17 protein-coding genes are annotated in these 16,786 nt (G+C 50.2%); 16 read left to right on the forward strand and 1 reads right to left on the reverse strand.

The window, feature by feature from the left end:
- Positions 1 to 199: 199 nt before the first annotated feature.
- Positions 200 to 1,591, reverse strand: coding sequence for a helix-turn-helix domain-containing protein (locus tag JRJ22_RS01820; protein ID WP_206102891.1), 1,392 nt, complete (start codon positions 1,589 to 1,591; stop codon positions 200 to 202).
- 218 nt (positions 1,592 to 1,809) lie between these two features.
- Here JRJ22_RS01820 and JRJ22_RS01825 point away from each other — a divergent pair, with 218 nt between their 5' ends.
- The 16 genes from JRJ22_RS01825 (at position 1,810) to JRJ22_RS01900 (ending at position 16,755) form a co-directional block, all read left to right on the forward strand.
- On the forward strand, positions 1,810 to 2,838 hold the full coding sequence (locus JRJ22_RS01825; protein WP_206102892.1) for an agmatine deiminase family protein: 1,029 nt from the start codon (positions 1,810 to 1,812) through the stop codon (positions 2,836 to 2,838).
- A 29-nt stretch (positions 2,839 to 2,867) separates the two neighbouring features.
- A complete protein-coding gene (gene aguB / locus JRJ22_RS01830; protein ID WP_206102893.1) occupies positions 2,868 to 3,743 on the forward strand; it encodes an N-carbamoylputrescine amidase in 876 nt (291 codons plus the stop codon).
- A gap of 256 nt (positions 3,744 to 3,999) precedes the next feature.
- A complete protein-coding gene (locus JRJ22_RS01835) occupies positions 4,000 to 4,815 on the forward strand; it encodes a transporter substrate-binding domain-containing protein (protein ID WP_206102894.1) in 816 nt (271 codons plus the stop codon).
- Positions 4,816 to 4,920: 105 nt separating this feature from the next.
- Positions 4,921 to 5,568 carry an amino acid ABC transporter permease gene (locus tag JRJ22_RS01840; protein WP_206102895.1) on the forward strand — a complete coding sequence of 216 codons (648 nt, stop codon included), beginning with the start codon at positions 4,921 to 4,923 and terminating at the stop codon, positions 5,566 to 5,568.
- A 15-nt stretch (positions 5,569 to 5,583) separates the two neighbouring features.
- Positions 5,584 to 6,306: an amino acid ABC transporter ATP-binding protein gene (locus tag JRJ22_RS01845; protein ID WP_206104939.1), complete on the forward strand. Its 723-nt coding sequence runs from the start codon at positions 5,584 to 5,586 to the stop codon at positions 6,304 to 6,306.
- Positions 6,307 to 6,460: 154 nt separating this feature from the next.
- Positions 6,461 to 6,907, forward strand: coding sequence for a tellurite resistance TerB family protein (locus tag JRJ22_RS01850; RefSeq protein WP_206102896.1), 447 nt, complete (start codon positions 6,461 to 6,463; stop codon positions 6,905 to 6,907).
- 124 nt (positions 6,908 to 7,031) lie between these two features.
- A complete protein-coding gene (locus tag JRJ22_RS01855; RefSeq protein WP_054943215.1) occupies positions 7,032 to 7,628 on the forward strand; it encodes a TerD family protein in 597 nt (198 codons plus the stop codon).
- Positions 7,629 to 7,654: 26 nt separating this feature from the next.
- Entirely contained in the window at positions 7,655 to 8,230 is a 576-nt protein-coding gene (locus JRJ22_RS01860; protein WP_206102897.1) for a TerD family protein, read from the forward strand.
- Positions 8,231 to 8,253: 23 nt separating this feature from the next.
- Complete coding sequence (locus JRJ22_RS01865; RefSeq protein WP_206102898.1) at positions 8,254 to 8,835, forward strand: TerD family protein; 582 nt, start codon at positions 8,254 to 8,256, stop codon at positions 8,833 to 8,835.
- A gap of 94 nt (positions 8,836 to 8,929) precedes the next feature.
- Entirely contained in the window at positions 8,930 to 10,225 is a 1,296-nt protein-coding gene (locus JRJ22_RS01870; protein ID WP_206102899.1) for a TerD family protein, read from the forward strand.
- A gap of 28 nt (positions 10,226 to 10,253) precedes the next feature.
- A complete protein-coding gene (locus JRJ22_RS01875) occupies positions 10,254 to 10,997 on the forward strand; it encodes a TerC family protein (RefSeq protein ID WP_206102900.1) in 744 nt (247 codons plus the stop codon).
- A 211-nt stretch (positions 10,998 to 11,208) separates the two neighbouring features.
- A complete protein-coding gene (locus JRJ22_RS01880; RefSeq protein WP_206102901.1) occupies positions 11,209 to 12,348 on the forward strand; it encodes an HpcH/HpaI aldolase/citrate lyase family protein in 1,140 nt (379 codons plus the stop codon).
- Between the two features lie 76 nt (positions 12,349 to 12,424).
- Positions 12,425 to 13,729, forward strand: a complete 1,305-nt coding sequence (locus JRJ22_RS01885; RefSeq protein WP_206104940.1) for a phosphoribosyltransferase family protein — start codon at positions 12,425 to 12,427, stop codon at positions 13,727 to 13,729.
- The gene (locus tag JRJ22_RS01890) at positions 13,713 to 14,873 is read left to right on the forward strand and encodes a cysteine protease StiP family protein (protein ID WP_206102902.1); all 1,161 of its coding nucleotides are present in this window, start codon (positions 13,713 to 13,715) and stop codon (positions 14,871 to 14,873) included. The genes JRJ22_RS01885 and JRJ22_RS01890 overlap by 17 nt, the downstream gene beginning before the upstream one ends.
- The gene (locus JRJ22_RS01895; RefSeq protein WP_206102903.1) at positions 14,870 to 15,703 is read left to right on the forward strand and encodes an HAD family hydrolase; all 834 of its coding nucleotides are present in this window, start codon (positions 14,870 to 14,872) and stop codon (positions 15,701 to 15,703) included. Before JRJ22_RS01890 ends, JRJ22_RS01895 begins: the two co-directional genes overlap by 4 nt.
- Complete coding sequence (locus JRJ22_RS01900) at positions 15,700 to 16,755, forward strand: ATP-grasp domain-containing protein (RefSeq protein WP_206102904.1); 1,056 nt, start codon at positions 15,700 to 15,702, stop codon at positions 16,753 to 16,755. The genes JRJ22_RS01895 and JRJ22_RS01900 overlap by 4 nt, the downstream gene beginning before the upstream one ends.
- The last annotated feature ends 31 nt before the right edge of the window (positions 16,756 to 16,786 follow it).

Below are 16,786 nucleotides of genomic sequence, written 5' to 3' on the forward strand. Positions count from 1 at the left end.
GTGCGGAAACCAAAGAAGAAGCTGTGCCATTGGCGCAGCTTCTTCTTTGGTTCTATTTTATTATAATCCTACCTGTAGTTGCTAAAAGACTGCGGAAAACTCTTAACCCCCGGCACCATGGGTCATAGGCTGAAACACATTAGCTTGAATTGAATCGCTGCTGCTGGCATACGCAGGTACGGCAAGGAGAAGCACAATACTAGCTACTGACAGTAATAATGCCATCTTTCTCTTCATTGATCTTTTGCACCTCGCTAATGGAATTTGTGTACCTCTGAATTACTTCCGGGGATGCAGATACCCGGTGTTTCTCGAATAACCCCACACATTTAACAATGTTGGTGTCATTTCTTATAGTAACAGATGATTCCAAACTCTCTAGTAAGTAATGGAAGCCAAATTCGAATTTATTTCGGCTAAGATGGTAAATCGCTAACTCGGTCAGAAACCGGGTATATCGGTCACCCGTTAATTGCTGATTGAATTTACCTAAGCGGCTGTGCTGTTCTCTGTAGGACAGATGGTCCTTAAAGCGCTCAAGAATGTCATCAACATTAAACCCGTAACGGTTAGCAGCCTGCATAATTTTGAATAAGGCCGGGAAAATCTCGTCTTCCTTGGTTTCAACATAATGTATATATTCAGGCAGCACCTCGACTTGACCGGCCATTAAGCGGTACAAATACATATTGGCCGTTGCCCATTCCTGAAACTGCTCCATAACCCGCTGTTCTTCTTGGCTGTATGGAGTATTTACCCAGCTCATATCGGAGTATAAGGAAGCATGATACAGAGCGTTATCATAATTGCCGAGTTCATCGGAAACCAATGACCGCAATAAATGTGCATACAATATATAGTAAATAAGCGGTCGTGTTGGCTGCTTCTGGGTGCTTTCTTTTTTTGTCGTTTGCTTATACTGCAGGCTGGCTTTTTGGCCTAAAAGCTCGGCTAGCTCATCAACCTTCTCCCAGCGGTGCATGGAAGCAAATACATCGGCCAGATGCTTAAGCGCATCGAGCTGATCGGCTTCGTCCAGGCGCTCTACATAGGGTTCGAATTGATTGGCGGCATGCAGGTTCGCATCCTGGCTCTCACTGAGCCCGATTGTAAACAGTCTATAACGGCAGAGGGCGAGTCGTTCGGAATGCTGGAAACGTTCACCTTCTGCGACACTTTCGTATATCAGTGCAGCGGCGGCACGGCTGCCCTGATTGAACAGCTCTTCGGCCGTATCAAACAGCATGGGGGAGTATATCAGCTTGTCCATAATGTGCTGGACTACACGGTGGATGCAGTCGAGTTTATTCAGTTCTGCGCACCGCTGGAGGAGAGGTCCGATCCGCCGCCAGTCCGGAGCGCCGTTAATAATGTAATTATCGACATACAGCTCATAAAAATAGCCTTCAGGCAGATCCATGGCTATGGTGATTCGGTCAAGCTGCTGCATTGCAATCGGACGATGTCCCTGGATCACATTGCTGAGTGTACCGGAATTCATTCCCGAGCGGGCGGCAAATTTTGAAATCGTCAAAGCTTCTCTTTTCATGTAATCTTCGAGCTCTGTTAGGATCGTTGATGCAGGTTCCAAGTCATGACCACCTTTCACGCTGTAGGTCCGGCAATTATAATTGTACATCTTCCAGTATTATACAAAATCTAACGATGGTCAATATTAGAGATACGTCGTATATGTGAACATGCTGTTTTCTGGCAATTGAGCGTGTCACCAGTTTATTGTATGATGGGTAAGGAGCTTTTTAGTAGTGATAATCTGCTCCAAATTTAACCAGTAGAGGTAGCTAACGAATGTATCCTAAAGAATTGAACTATACAATGCCCGCGGAATGGGACAAGCACGAACGGACCTTCATCTCCTGGCCGGTGCAGGCGTCGATGGTATTTCCGGATAACTATAAAGCTGTAAGCGAAGGCTATACTGAGATTATACAGGCGATTGCCGAGTTTGAGCCAGTAACAGTTATAGTAAATCCTGAAGAACTGGCAGCGGTGGAGGCTCTGGGCCTTGGAGCCAATGTAACGCTTTTGCCGATCCGGCATAATGATGCCTGGCTGCGTGATAACGGGCCGACATTTGTTGCGGCCGGGGACGGGAAGCTCGCCGGTGTGAACTGGAAGTTCAATGCCTGGGGCGGCAAATATATGCCTTGGGACCTTGATGATGAGGTGGCCCCGCAGATTCTGGAGCAGCTGCAGGTTGAACGGTTTGATGCACCGCTCGTCATGGAGGGAGGCTCGATCCACACCGATGGTGAAGGAACACTGATTACCACGGAGGAGTGCCTGCTTAATACCAACCGCAATCCCGAGCTTAGCCGTGAAGAGATTGAAGATTATGTGCGCAAATTCACTGGTGCAGAGTCGATCATCTGGCTGAAACGCGGTCTCAGCGGTGACGAGACTGACGGACATGTCGATAATATTGCTTGTTTTGCCGCACCGGGCAAAGTAATTATCCAGGTATGTGAGGATCCGCAGGACGAGAATTATGAGATTACCCGGGAGAATCTGCGTATTCTGGAGAGTGCAGTGGATGCTAAGGGCCGGAAGCTGGAGATTATCCGGATTGCCCAGCCTCCGCGGGTTGATTATGAGGACAGCCGCCTGACGCTCAGCTACTTGAATTTTTATTTTGTCAACGGCGGGATCATCCTGCCGGTATTCGGCGGTACGGCTGCAGAGACGGATAAGCTGGCTGAGCAGCAGCTGGCCCGGCTGTTCCCTGACCGCAGAATCCGCACGGTGAACGGTATGGCCGTGATTGGTGAGGGCGGCAATGTGCACTGCACTACCCAGCAGATGCCGGCAAGGAAATAAAATGAATTTTGGCAAGGAGGACTAACAACGTGAGAAAACTAAAGGTAGCCGCAACACAAATGAGCTGTTCCGGCGACATTGATGAGAATATCCGCAAGGCTGAAGTCCTGGTTAGAGAAGCGGCGTCACAGGGAGCGCAGATTATTTTGCTGCAGGAGCTGTTCGAAACACCGTATTTCTGCCAGAAGGAAAAGTCCGACTATTACGCGTATGCTACAGAGCTTGAGCACAACAAAGCCGTGAACCATTTCAAGGCGATCGCTAAAGAGCTGCAAGTAGTGCTGCCCATCAGCTTTTATGAGAAGAAAAACTATGCGCGTTACAATTCACTGGCGGTGATTGATGCCGACGGAACCGTAATGGGTAAATACCGCAAGAGTCATATTCCGGACGGTCCCGGATATGAGGAGAAGTTCTACTTCAATCCCGGTGATACCGGCTTCAAGGTATGGAATACCCGCTATGCCAAAATCGGCGTGGGCGTCTGCTGGGACCAGTGGTATCCGGAAGCGGCCAGAGTGATGAGCCTGATGGGGGCGGAAATTCTGTTCTACCCGACAGCCATCGGTTCAGAGCCGCAGGACGGCTCCATTGATTCTAAGGACCACTGGCAGACCTGCATGCTGGGTCATGCGGCGGCGAACCTGATCCCCGTTGTGGCTTCGAACCGGATTGGTGAAGAAACAGACGAGGAATCCAGCATTAACTTCTACGGCTCCTCGTTCATCGCCGGCCCGCAGGGCAACAAGATTGTCGAAGCCGGACGGGATGAGCAGGCGGTACTGGTTAGCGAATTCGATCTGGATGCCCTTGAGGTCGGCCGGATTGAATGGGGGATTTTCCGTGACCGCCGTCCCGAGCTGTACCGGATGATTGCTTCCTATGACGGTGATCTGACGTTTTAAAGGATAAGAATCTATAGGCTTCACCCATAAAACGGCCGTCTCTATGGGGCGGCAATGATGTTATAAGGCTATCTCTGCGGAGATGGCCTTTTTTGTGTACCGGGAGTTTCATATGCGGGGGGCGGCAGTAAATGTTACAATCCATTGATAATATGTCATATAATCTAACGTGATTAAGAAAAGTTAATTGTCACCACTGCTTTAATCTGATAAAATCTCTTTAAGTATTTTACAAAAACAGTGGGGGGATTGGAGTATGGGGATCGGGAAAAAGTGGGCCATGTCAGCTTTAGCTGCATGTTTCGTGCTAACGATGGTGGGCTGCGGCTCAAATAACAATGCGGCAAGTAATGGTGCAGCGGGTGAAATGATCAAATTCGCCAGTGACGCCAGCTATGCACCGATGGAGTATATGGATACGGACACCATCAAGGGCTTTGACATTGATTTCATCAAAGCGGTTATGGAAGAAGCGGGGATTAAATACTCGGTAACCAATACCGGCTGGGATACGATGCTTACAAGTGTGAAGCAGGGGACGGAATATCAGGCCGGTCTTTCTTCCGTATCCATCACAGATGAACGCAAGGAAACCTATGACTACTCCATTCCTTATTTTGAATCGACGAACATGATCATGGTCAAAGAAGGCAGTGACATTAAGAACGCTCTGGACCTGAAGGATAAAGTGGTAGCGGTTCAGGGGGCTACGACAGCCGATGATCTGATGAGCGGAATCATGGGTGTCGACAACGCCAACCTGAAACGCTTTGACAGCAATGCAGTGGCGCTGATGGAGCTGAACAGCGGCGGAGCCGATGCGGTTGTAGCGGATATTGCCATCGTGAATGAATATATCAAGAACAATCCGAATGAGAAATTGACCGGAATTATTGATAAGGAAAACTTCGGTTCCGAGTACTACGGCATCCTCTATCCTAAAGGCAGTGAATGGAAAGCCAAGCTCGACCCGGCGATCAAGGCGATCATTGAGAACGGGAAGTATGCGGAAATCTACAAAACATGGTTCGGGGAAGAGCCGGATACGGCCACTCTTCTGAGCGCGGAGTAAGGCGGGGAAACAACAAAGCATGCGTAATGATTGCTATTGCGCATGCTTCTTTTTTTGAAGAGAGCAATAGAGAAAGATAGACGCAGAAGAGAAGGGAAGAGTTCTATGGATTTCAGATTTGACATCATCGTTCATTATTTACCGGTTTTATTGCGAGGGACACTGTTTACGATCGGCGTGTCCATCGTCTCGATTCTGTTCGGCTCGATTCTGGGGCTGGGCATCGGATTCGGCAAAATGGCGCCAAAGGCCATCTTCCGCTGGCCCTTTCATTCTTACATTAACTTTTTCCGGGGGACGCCGCTGTATGTGCAGATTCTGATCGTACACTTTGGGGTGATTCCTGCTTTTTACGGTACGACTAATGTGCTGCTGACTTCGTTTGTGGCGCTTTCACTGAACTCGGCCGCTTACTCAGCAGAGATATTCCGTGCAGGTATCCAGTCTATCGATCCGGGGCAGCGTGAAGCGGCCTTATCGCTTGGAATGACCAAATGGCAGGCGATGCGCTTTATTATTTTGCCGCAGGCGATCAAACGGATGGTTCCGGCGTTCGGGAATGAATTTATTGTTCTGGTCAAGGATTCCTCTCTGCTGGCGCTGGTAGCTGCCCCTGAAATCATGTACTGGAGCAACACGATGAAGGGCCAATATCTGCGGATCTGGGAACCGTATCTGACTGCTGCCCTGATCTATTTCATCCTTACCTATTCCCTCAGCAAGCTGCTCAATTATATCGAACGGAAGGTGTAAGTTCATATGGAGCCTATTATCTCGGTCAGACATTTGCATAAATCCTTCGGAGCCCACAGGGTGCTGACGGATATTAACGTGGATATTCACAGCCGGGAGGTTGTGGTGGTAATCGGACCTTCGGGTTCGGGCAAATCGACCTTTTTGCGCTGTCTCAATTTGCTGGAGCAGCCGCAGGACGGCGATATCATTATTGAAGGCACTTCCTTGATGGCCAAAAGCACAAGGATTAACGATATCCGTACAGAGGTTGGAATGGTGTTCCAGCAGTTCAATCTGTTTCCGCACAAGAAGGTCATCGAGAATATTATGCTGGCACCGATGCAGGTCCGTAAGTGGCCCGAGGACAAGGCGCGGCAGAAGGCACTGGAGCTGCTGCAGAAGGTAGGCTTAAGCGAAAAGGCAGAGATGTACCCCGCTTCTCTCTCCGGGGGGCAGTCACAGCGTGTAGCGATCGCCCGGGCGCTTGCCATGGAGCCGAAGATCATGCTCTTTGACGAGCCGACGTCGGCGCTGGATCCGGAAATGGTCGGCGAAGTGCTTGCCGTAATGAAGGATTTGGCCCGTGAGGGAATGACTATGGTTGTGGTTACCCATGAGATGGGCTTTGCCCGCGAAGTAGGGGACCGGGTGCTGTTTATGGAGCAGGGGATTGTTGTGGAGGAAGATGCGCCGGAGCGGTTGTTCGGCAATCCGTCACATGAGCGTACCCGGGAATTTTTGTCGAAGGTTCTGTGAAAATCTGGCAAACTAGAATATTACATTTCAATCGGTTATATTAGAAGAGTAGGCGGGAGTGTCGATGAATACACCAGATATCTGTCGAAAGACGGAGGGGAGGCTCTCTAATATCTTTAGTTATCATAACTTATAATGATAGAAGGAGAATACGATGAGCACATTTAAAAATTGGCTGAACACAACTAAAAGCGGACTGACTGAACAGGTTAAGAAATTTAAAAATAAAGATTTCATGAATGCGGTCGTTGCGGGCTGCGCTTTAGTGGCTGCTGCAGACGGCAAGATTGAAGAGGCTGAGAAGAACAAAATGGCCGGATACATGAACCTCAGTAACGAACTCAAGGTATTTGATATGAGAGATGTCATTACCCAGTTTAACTTCTATGTCAGCAATTTCGAATTCTCCCCGGAGATCGGCAAACAGGAAGCGCTCAAGTCTATCGCTAAATTTAGCGGCAAACCGGAAATCGGCCGCGTCATTGTAGGCGTATGCTCTGCCATCGGGGCGGCTGACGGTGATTTTGATGAGCAAGAAAAGGCTGTTGTACGGAATATCTGCAGTGTGCTGGGACTCAGTCCAAGCGAATTCAGCCTCTAAGGCCTGCTGGATATTTGCCATTAATTCGATGAAACGAAACAGGTTCTTGACCGTATCACTGATATAACATCCTCATGCTAGACTTACAGGCTGTGATTCTTTTCGGAAACGGAGGTACTTGAAATTGGCTGGAATTAATCTGGTAAAAGGTCAGAAGATTGATTTAACTAAAGGTAATGCCGGGCTGTCGAATGTCATTGTAGGTTTGGGCTGGGACCCCGCCGAGCCTGCCCGCGGGTTCTTCGGTGTGAAGAAACAGGCGAATGTGGACTGCGATGCCTCAGCACTGCTGCTAAGTGAGAACGGCAAGCTGGTCAATAAAACAAATCTTGTATGCTTCCACAACAAACAGAATCCGAACAATTCGGTTGTTCACTCCGGGGACAACCTGACCGGTGACGGTGATGGAGACGACGAACAGATCATGGTCAATCTGAAGGCGATCCCTTCCGATGTGCACAAGGTTCTGGTTGTTGTTAATATTTATGATGCCGTCAACCGCAAGCAGGATTTCGGAATGATCAAATCCGCGTACATCCGGATCATGAATGCTGCAGGCAGCGGCGAGCTGGTCCGGTTTAATCTGACGGATAATTACACAGGCTTTACGGCGCTTATCTGCGGGGAGCTTTACCGCCATGGCGAGGAATGGAAATTCGCGGCGATCGGTGAAGGATCCCATGCAGCACATATTAATCAACTGGCTGAACGATACATCTAAATCTAATAGAAGAGAGGTTTCTACTTATGGCGATTAATTTATCTAAGGGACAAAAGATTGATTTGACGAAATCCAATCCGGGCTTGACCAAGATTACGGTCGGTCTCGGCTGGGATACCAACAAATATGACGGCGGCAAGGATTTTGACCTTGACGTGTCCGTATTTTTGACCAATGCAAGCGGCAAGGTTGCTAAAGAGAGCAACTTCATCTTCTTCAACAATAAGCAGAATGAGAATGGTTCGGTAATTCATACCGGAGATAACCGTACCGGCGACGGCGAAGGCGATGATGAGCAGATTCAAGTGGATCTTCCTAATATCCCGGCTGACGTGGAGAAGATTGCCTTCACGATCACCATCTATGAAGCTGAGCAAAGAAGCCAGAACTTCGGACAGGTATCCCGCTCGTATGTACGTATCCTGAACGAAGCCAACGGTGAGGAATTGATCCGGTTCGACCTCGGGGAAGACTTCTCCATTGAAACCGGCGTAGTTGTCGGCGAATTGTACCGCAATGCCGGCGAATGGAAATTCAGCGCAATTGGCAGCGGCTACAAGGACGGCCTGGCTGGCCTTACCCGCGATTACGGATTGCAATAAATCAGGAAAGAAGGTATTAGCCAGTGACAATCAGTCTTTCCAAAGGACAGCGGATCGATCTTACCAAGACCAATCCGGGTCTGACGAAAGTGGTAGCAGGGCTAGGCTGGGATACGAACAAATATAGCGGAGGCAAAGACTTTGACCTGGATGCTTCAGCATTCCTGCTGCATGAGGACGGCAAGGCTAAGGGTGAAGATGACTTCGTATTTTATAACAACCCGAACGGTGGCGCAGGCTCCGTAACGCATTCTGGCGATAACCGTACAGGTGCAGGCGATGGGGATGACGAGCAGGTGCTTATCGATTTCAGCAAAGTGCCCGCACATATCCAGCGTATTGGGGTTACGGTAACCATTTATGACTATGAAGCACGCGGCCAGAATTTCGGACAGGTATCCAATGCGTTCGTGCGTGTAGTCGATGCCGGTAATGACCGCGAAATTCTGCGTTATGATCTCGGCGAGGATTTTTCAACCGAGACGGCAGTTGTATTCTGCGAGTTTTACCGTCATGGTGCGGACTGGAAATTCCAGGCGGTAGGCAGCGGCTTTACCGGCGGTCTCAGCGCATTATGCAGAAACTATGGGCTGGATGCGCAATAGCAGCATTAGTCGGCTTCAAAGGCGGGATCCTCAGTGATCCTGCCCTTTTTATACAGTAAAAGCTATTAGTTAAAGGTTAAAGGTGGCTTAACCAATGAGCGTAGAAGCAGTGAAAGGTCAGAAGATTGATCTGACCCGCGGGAACCCCGGACTTAAATCTCTCACCGTAGAGATCGGCTGGCGTGCTCCGGCATCAATGGAAATTGATGCTTCTGCTTTTTTACTGGGAGCACAGGCAAAAGTAAGCAGCGATGAGGATCTGATCTTTTATAATAATCCTGTTACACCTTATATCAGCTATAAGGATATACCGGTTGCCGAATCAAGCGGCCTAAAGCATTTCGATATCGAACTGGACAAGGTCCCCACTGAAACAATGAGGATCGCATTTGCAATTACACTTTATAACGGTGAGAGCCGAAATCAGATGTTCGGGCAAATGGGAGATGCTCATTGCCGGATTCTGAACCGGGCAACCGGGGAAGAAATCATGCGATGTAATCTTGGAAATCATTTCTCTGTGGAAACGGCTGTTGTAGTAGGGGAATTATATAGATATAACAGTGATTGGAAATTCAGCGCTATTGTAGCTGGTTTTGACGGCGGGCTTAAGGCGTTATGCGGGAACTATGGCATTGAGGTGGAGGACGAGCCTGCTTCTCCTGAACCGAAGGGTCCGGGACCATCCCCTGAGCCGAAGCCAGCCTCTAGGTCGGGGACTACTCCGCCATCTCCGGCAGCGCACGTACCGCCAGTCCTGGCGGACAGTGCCCCCGCGCCAGCGCTTTATCTCAATCTGAAGAAGATTGAACTGAAGAAAAAAGGCGATTCGATTAATCTGAAGAAATCTGCCGCCGGTCTCGGGGAAGTGCTTATTAATCTGAACTGGAACCAGCGGCAAGGCGGAGGATTGTTCGGCCGCAAGGGCGGCGTAGATTTAGATCTCGCTTGCCTGTATGAATTGAAGGATGGAAGAAAAGGTGTTGTTCAGGCACTGGGTAATGCTTTTGGCAATCTTCAGCAGCCGCCTTATGTGATGCTGGATGGCGATGACCGCACCGGCTCCGTGAAATCAGGCGAGAATCTGCGGATCAACGGCAGCAGGGTTGCCGAGATCAGGCGGGTCCTGATCTTTGCTTTTATCTATCAGGGAGTTACCCATTGGTCTGAAGCAGATGGTGTTGTTACGATTCATCAAGGCGATGGACCGGATATTATCGTGAATCTGGACGAGCATAACAACCGCAAAGGGATGTGTGCGATTGCGCTTATACAGAACGTCGGTGATGAAACATTCAGTATTGAGCGGCTCGTGCAGTATTTCAGCGGCCATAGGGATATGGATCAGGCCTATGGATGGGGATTGCGCTGGGTAGCGGGCAGCAAATAATTTTATTTTTCCGGAGGCGCAAAGCGAGATGGATTGGTTTAGTGATTTTTTTAGAAGCATCAGTGATAATTATGGACATTTCTTTTCCTGGAGTGATATAGCCGGAACGCTTTCTGACCCGGTGAGCTGGGGAATTATCGGCAGTCTGGTTCTGCTGGAAGGGCTGCTCTCTGCCGATAACGCGCTTGTACTTGCGGTCATGGTCCGGCATTTGCCGAAGGAGCAGCAGAAGAAGGCGTTGTTTTACGGGATTTTGGGAGCTTATTTGTTCAGATTCCTGGCCATTGGCCTTGGGACGTATTTAATTGAATTTACTCTCGTCAAAGTTCTGGGCGCCCTGTACCTCTTTTACATCGCTTATAAAGGATTATTTAAAGGCGGCGGTGAAGACGGGCATACGGAGAACAAAGGCACCTCTTTCTGGAAGACGGTACTCCTTGTTGAACTAATGGATATTGCTTTTAGTATTGACAGTGTTATTGCAGCCTTCGGTCTGAGCAGCGAAGTATGGGTGCTCTTCCTGGGCGGTATTCTCGGCGTACTCATGATGCGTGGCGTAGCCCAAGTGTTCCTGAAGCTGATTGCCAGATTCCCGGAGCTGGAGCAGGCTGCATTCCTGCTCATTGCCATTATTGCCGCTAAGATGCTGGCCGGAGCCTTTGGATTTGAAATGCCGCATGTGGTGTTCTTTACCATTCTGATTGCGGTCTTTGTGGGTACTATTCTGTACAGTTCTGCGAAGAAAAAGAAGGAAATCGACAAGGAAGCCTAAAAGTCACAGCAGTTTCTAGGAAGGGCTACCTCCACAGGGAAGGTGGAGTGCTCCCTCCCGGGTAATCGTATATGTAGCAGTTTGGCCTTTGCTTGTATTGGAGAAAGCCGGAAGCCGTCCCCGATAGGACGGCTTAACCGGTCTGCAGCTCTCTATAAGGAGAGGCTATTCTTTTTTTGAAATAGAAGGATTGATTTAGGGGGAACCGCCTTTGAAATATTTCGATTACCTGACTCAGGAACAAGAAACGTCATTATTCTACTCTCCGCCTGTTACATTCAATCATAGAACCAGTAAGGAACTGCTTGCCTATGCCGTTGGCGCAGCCCTCTATATGCCGGCTACCCGCGCCAGCGTTGCCGAAGATATTGTGAAGCTCAGAGGAGCGGGTCTGGTCACGGTAATCATCGATTTGGAGGATGCCATTGGTGATGGAGAGGTCTGTTTCGCTGAGGAGTCGGTGTTTAGGCATCTTTCCTTTTTATCCGCCTATACCGAGAATGAGCCTGAAGCTGAGAACGGCCTTCCGCTGATTTTTATCCGGGTCCGAAGCCCTGAACAGCTGCAGCAGCTGATTTTCCGGCTGGGTTCTCTGATTACGATGCTGACCGGTTTCGTCTTCCCCAAATTCTCAGCAGAGAACGGTGTGGATTTCTTTGAAGCCATTGCCGATTATAACAGCTCGCGCAGCTATTCTGCACCCGTGCTGTACGGCATGCCGATTCTGGAGAGCGCCCCGATTATTTACCGGGAGAGCCGGATTGACAACCTGCTGAATATCCGCAATCTGCTCGGTGATTACCGCGATTATGTGCTGAATGTCCGAATCGGGGCAACTGATTTCTCCAGCCTGTTCGGACTACGCCGCAGCCCGGATATCAGTATCTATGACCTTACCCCCATCCGTGACTGCATCTCGGATATCATCAATGTATTCGGACGGGTGGAAGAGGGCTATGTCATTTCAGGCCCCGTGTGGGAATATTTCGGCAATAAGGGACACAGGAATAATTATTTCTCCAGAGCGATGGAGGGTCTGATCCGTGAAGTCACTTTGGATAAAGAGAACGGCATCATAGGCAAAACAATCATTCATCCTTCCCAGCTTAGACCTGTCCAGGCGTTGTACACGGTTCAGCATGAGGAGTACGTGGATGCATTAAGTATTGTGGAGAGCAATGATGGCAGCCGTGGTGTATTTAAAAGTGAATATTTTAACAAAATGAACGAAATTAAGCCGCATCTGAACTGGGCGAAACGTATTTTACTACGATCTCAAGTATACGGGGTGTTACATGAACAACAGCATTTTACCTTCTTACTACCCGAGAACGAATATTCACACGTTTAATATTGTTGAAAATCTGCAGGTTACGGTAACCGAAACATCCAACCCCTTTCATATGCCGGTGGAATCATTATTTTCAATGGCAGCCCGGATAAATAAAAAACGTTCGTTCCTCTTTGTCAGCAAAGTGCTTGGCAAGCATATTCCGGTGAACCCCTATACTCCGCTGCTTAGCGGAGCTGCACTGGGACTGCTGCTGTACCGCGAAATGGGCGGTGAGGCGGGCGGTGATACGATGGACGGGCTGCTGGATCAGGCGGTTCACGGCCTGATTCATCCGCACTATGCGGAAGAGGCTTACCGGAAACTGCTGGCGGCACGGCTCACGCTTCCGCGTCCCGTTGTCTTTATCGGTTTTGCTGAGACGGCTACCGCTCTGGGCCATAGTATGTACAACATGTTTGCCGGCGGAGCGTCATATATTCATACTACCCGTGAGGATATTCCGGAGATGGAATCGGTCGTCAGCTTTGAAGAAGAGCATTCCCATGCGGTTGACCATCTCTGCTATGCGCTGAATGCTGGCCTGCTGTCAGGGGAAGAGCCGGTTGTACTGGTGGATGATGAGATTACGACCGGGAATACGGCCATTAACACCATCCGTGATATCCAGTCTAAATTTCCGCGCAGGGAATATGTGGTGGCCTCGCTGCTGGACTGGAGAAGTGATGCTAATATTCAAGCGTACCGTGACCTGGAGCAGGAGCTGGGCATCAAGATCAGGGCCTTATCGCTGCTGCAGGGAACGATTGATGTAAAAGGGGTGCCTCTCCTTGAGGCGGACGGACGCAAAGGCCGGGTGGATGCTGACACGGGAGTGCCGGTAGTGACTACTTACGTAAGAGACAGGCTGGAGCGGCTGATGGTCAGCTCCACTGATTCCTGCGGGGAGATCAATCGCTCACCTTACCTGAAGCTGAGCGGACGTTTCGGCCTCGAATCGGCCGATAATGTGACAATAGATCAGGAGGTTGCAAGGGTGGCGGACCAGCTGCGCAACCTGCGCGAAGGAAGCCGCACACTGGTGATGGGCGTAGGCGAATTCATGTATCTGCCGATGCGGATTGCTGCGGAGATGGGGGAGGGGGTATCCTACCAGTCCTCTACCCGCAGCCCGATTCATCCCGAGCGCAGGCCGGACTACGGGGTGCACAGCGCGTACGCCTATCCGTCAGCCGGTGATCCTGCAATCACAAACTACATTTATAATGTGGATCACGGCCAGTATGATGATATTTTTGTTCTCCTTGAACGTGAAGTGCCGGCTCAGCGCATTAAGCTGATGACAGATATTCTAAAGGGATTGGCGGGCAGCAAAGTGCATCTGATCGTACTGGCTCCTGAGCAAGAAGGGGAGGCCGCGGCAGATGAAGGGGACAGATAGTCAGGCGCGTGTGATGCGCCACAGAATAGCACCTCCGGTTCCTATGGGCAGCTATCCCCCGGCAGACGTTACTTTTCTGCTGAAGGACCTCAGCGATATTTCACTGGAGCTGGGGACGGCGGAGCGGGAGAAGGCAATCCAGTCTGGAGTGAGTTATTCCGAGATGCTGCCGGTGGAATATCAGCCAACGGAGCAGTATATTGAGTTGTTTCAGGAGACGCTGCGGGAATCTGCAGCGAAGGTGGCCCTGGCGGTTGCGGTAGTCTCCGAGCGGATTGTAGCTCAGCGTGGAACGGAGGGTACCGTGCTTGTCTCCCTGGCCCGGGCCGGAACGCCGGTAGGTGTGCTGATCAAACGCTACATCGCCGAAACCTATGGAGCCGAACTGCCGCACTACAGCGTCTCAATTATCCGCGGCAAAGGCTTGGACGAAAATGCCATCCTCTACATCCTGCAGCAGCATGGGGCAGGGGCCGGGCTGCAATTCGTGGATGGCTGGACAGGCAAGGGGGCAATTACCCGTGTTCTTATGGAATCCTGCGCCGGATTTCATAAGAAGTATGGCATTGCCTTGAACGATGATCTCGCTGTGCTGGCTGATCCCGGACACTGTTCAGGAACTTATGGAACCAGAGAAGATTATCTGATTCCCAGCGCTTGCCTCAATTCAACGGTGTCAGGCCTGTTGAGCCGTACGGTACAGCGGGATGATCTTATTGGCCCGGGAGACTTTCATGGAGCCAAATTCTACAGAGAATGGCTGGATAACGACTATTCCAATGTATTCATCGGGGCGATTACTCCTTATTTTGCTTCTGTGAGGAAGCAGGCGGTTGCCGTTGCTGAGGAGATGCAGGCCTCTCCGCCGGAGGTATCCTGGCGGGGAATGCGTGATATACAGACCCTTCAGGAGAAGTTCGGGATGGACAATATCAATCTGATCAAACCTGGTGTAGGTGAAACCACCCGGGTATTGCTGCGCAGAGTGCCTTGGAAGATTATTGTCGATACTAAGAGCAATCCGAATCTGCGCCATATTCTGCTGCTTGCAGAAGAGCGCGGGGTCCCGGTAGAAGAATACCCGGAGCTGGCCTATTCCTGCTGCGGCATCATCAAGCCGCTCAAGGGAGGGGAAGCCGAATGATCTATGCCAGCGATTTGGACCGGACGCTGATTTATTCGCTTGGCGCGCTCCACGTCCCCGAGGATACCCCGGGTCTTGTGCCCGCTGAGATCATTGAAGGGAAAACAACCTCGTATATTTCCCGTAAGGCTCTGGAGCTGCTTCAGGAGCTTACGGCGAACGTTGTTTTCATGCCGGTAACTACACGCACCATAGCGGAATACAAGCGGATTAACCTGTTCCAGGAGACGCTTATCCCGGATTATGCGGTCACGAGCAACGGCGGCAATATCCTTGTGGGCGGAGTGATCGATCAAGAGTGGCGGAGTCATATCGGCAGGCTGGTGGAACAGAATTCTGCTGCGGCAGCAGAAGTGAGGGAGATTGTCCGGTCTGTAGTGCGAACAGATTGGATTATCAGCGAGCGTTACTGTGACGAGCTGTTCTTTACGTATATGGTATATCGGGATCTTCTGCCGTTGGATGAGATTAACCATATGTCCGAGCGTTTGCACGGACTGGGCTGGAGAGTTTCTCTACAGGGCCGCAAGCTGTACATAGTGCCGGAGGCAGTGAACAAAAGCGATGCCATCATCCATGTGCGGCGCACCGTCCGTTCGGAGCCCATGGTAGCTTCGGGCGATTCGCTGCTGGATAAGAGTCTGCTGGAAAGTGCCGACTATGCCATAGCTCCATGCCATGGAGAAATATTTGCCGAGCAGCAGGTGACTCAAGTAAAATTAAACTATCCTTTTACGCAGCAGAAAGGTGTTTTTGCCGGGGATGAGATTATGTTATATGTAAGGGAGATTTATAACAATCTATCGACATTGGGAGTTGGGCTGAAGTGAAGAAGGTAAATATTTATTTCAACCGCTGGTTTTCCGTGGCTTATCATTATATGAATCTCATCCGTAATAACGAGGATGGTGTTCCTGTACAAATCTTTGCTACCCACCCCGATATCAGGCATATGTCGCTGCAAGGCGCCGATGTCGCCGGTACCGAACCGGCTGTTACAGGCATTGAATACGTACAGTTCTGTATCGATTTTTGCCGCCGTAATGAGATTGATATTTTCATTCCCCGCCTGCATATGATGGATATCGCCCTGCATGCGTCGCAGTTCGATGCGATCGGTACGAAGGTGCTGGTATGCCGTGATCTGGACCTGCTGGAAATGATGCTTGATAAAGGCAAGTTCTATGAAAAGGTTAAGGAAAGCGGAATTATGGAAATCCCTGAATACCATGTAGTCCATACTGCGGAACAGTTCAAGACGGCATATGAGGATCTTGTAGCCAAGGGGCTCCGGGTCTGCTTCAAGCCGACCGAAACCGAAGGGGGGTTAGGTTTCCGGATTATCAACAATAGCCGCAGTCCTCTGCAGGAGCTGTTCGGCTATGTGACGCAGCATATTTCCTTCGATGAAGCCTACCGCGTTCTATCCGGCGCAGAAACCTTCCCCGACCTGATGGTAATGGAGCTGCTCGAAGGATATGAGTACAGTATAGATTGCCTGGCCGATGAGAATGGTGGGCTGCTGGCGGCAGTGCCACGCCGTAAGGATACCGGACGCCTGCGGGTGATGGAGCATATTCCTGAGCTGGAGCTTATCGCTGAACGGGTAGCTGAAACGTACCGGATTCCGTTCAATTTTAATATTCAGATGAAGTATGGCGGTTCCATTCCTAAGCTGCTGGAGATCAACCCCCGCATGTCGGGAGGTCTGCATGTCTCCTGTCTGTCAGGCATTAACTTTCCATACCTGGCGGTCAAAAGCGCGCTCGGCGGTGAGGTCCAGCCTGTAAGCTTCGGTGAGGATGTCCTGGCAAGCCATGTGGAACAGCCGATGATTATGAAAAGATTTGCTGAATCTACCATTCAAGACGCTGTGAATTAAGCAAACTGCAGGAAGCCTGCAAGAGGTGAGA

This window comes from Paenibacillus tianjinensis (genome assembly GCF_017086365.1).
In the GTDB taxonomy this organism is placed as follows: Bacteria; Bacillota; Bacilli; order Paenibacillales; family Paenibacillaceae; genus Paenibacillus_AQ; species Paenibacillus_AQ tianjinensis.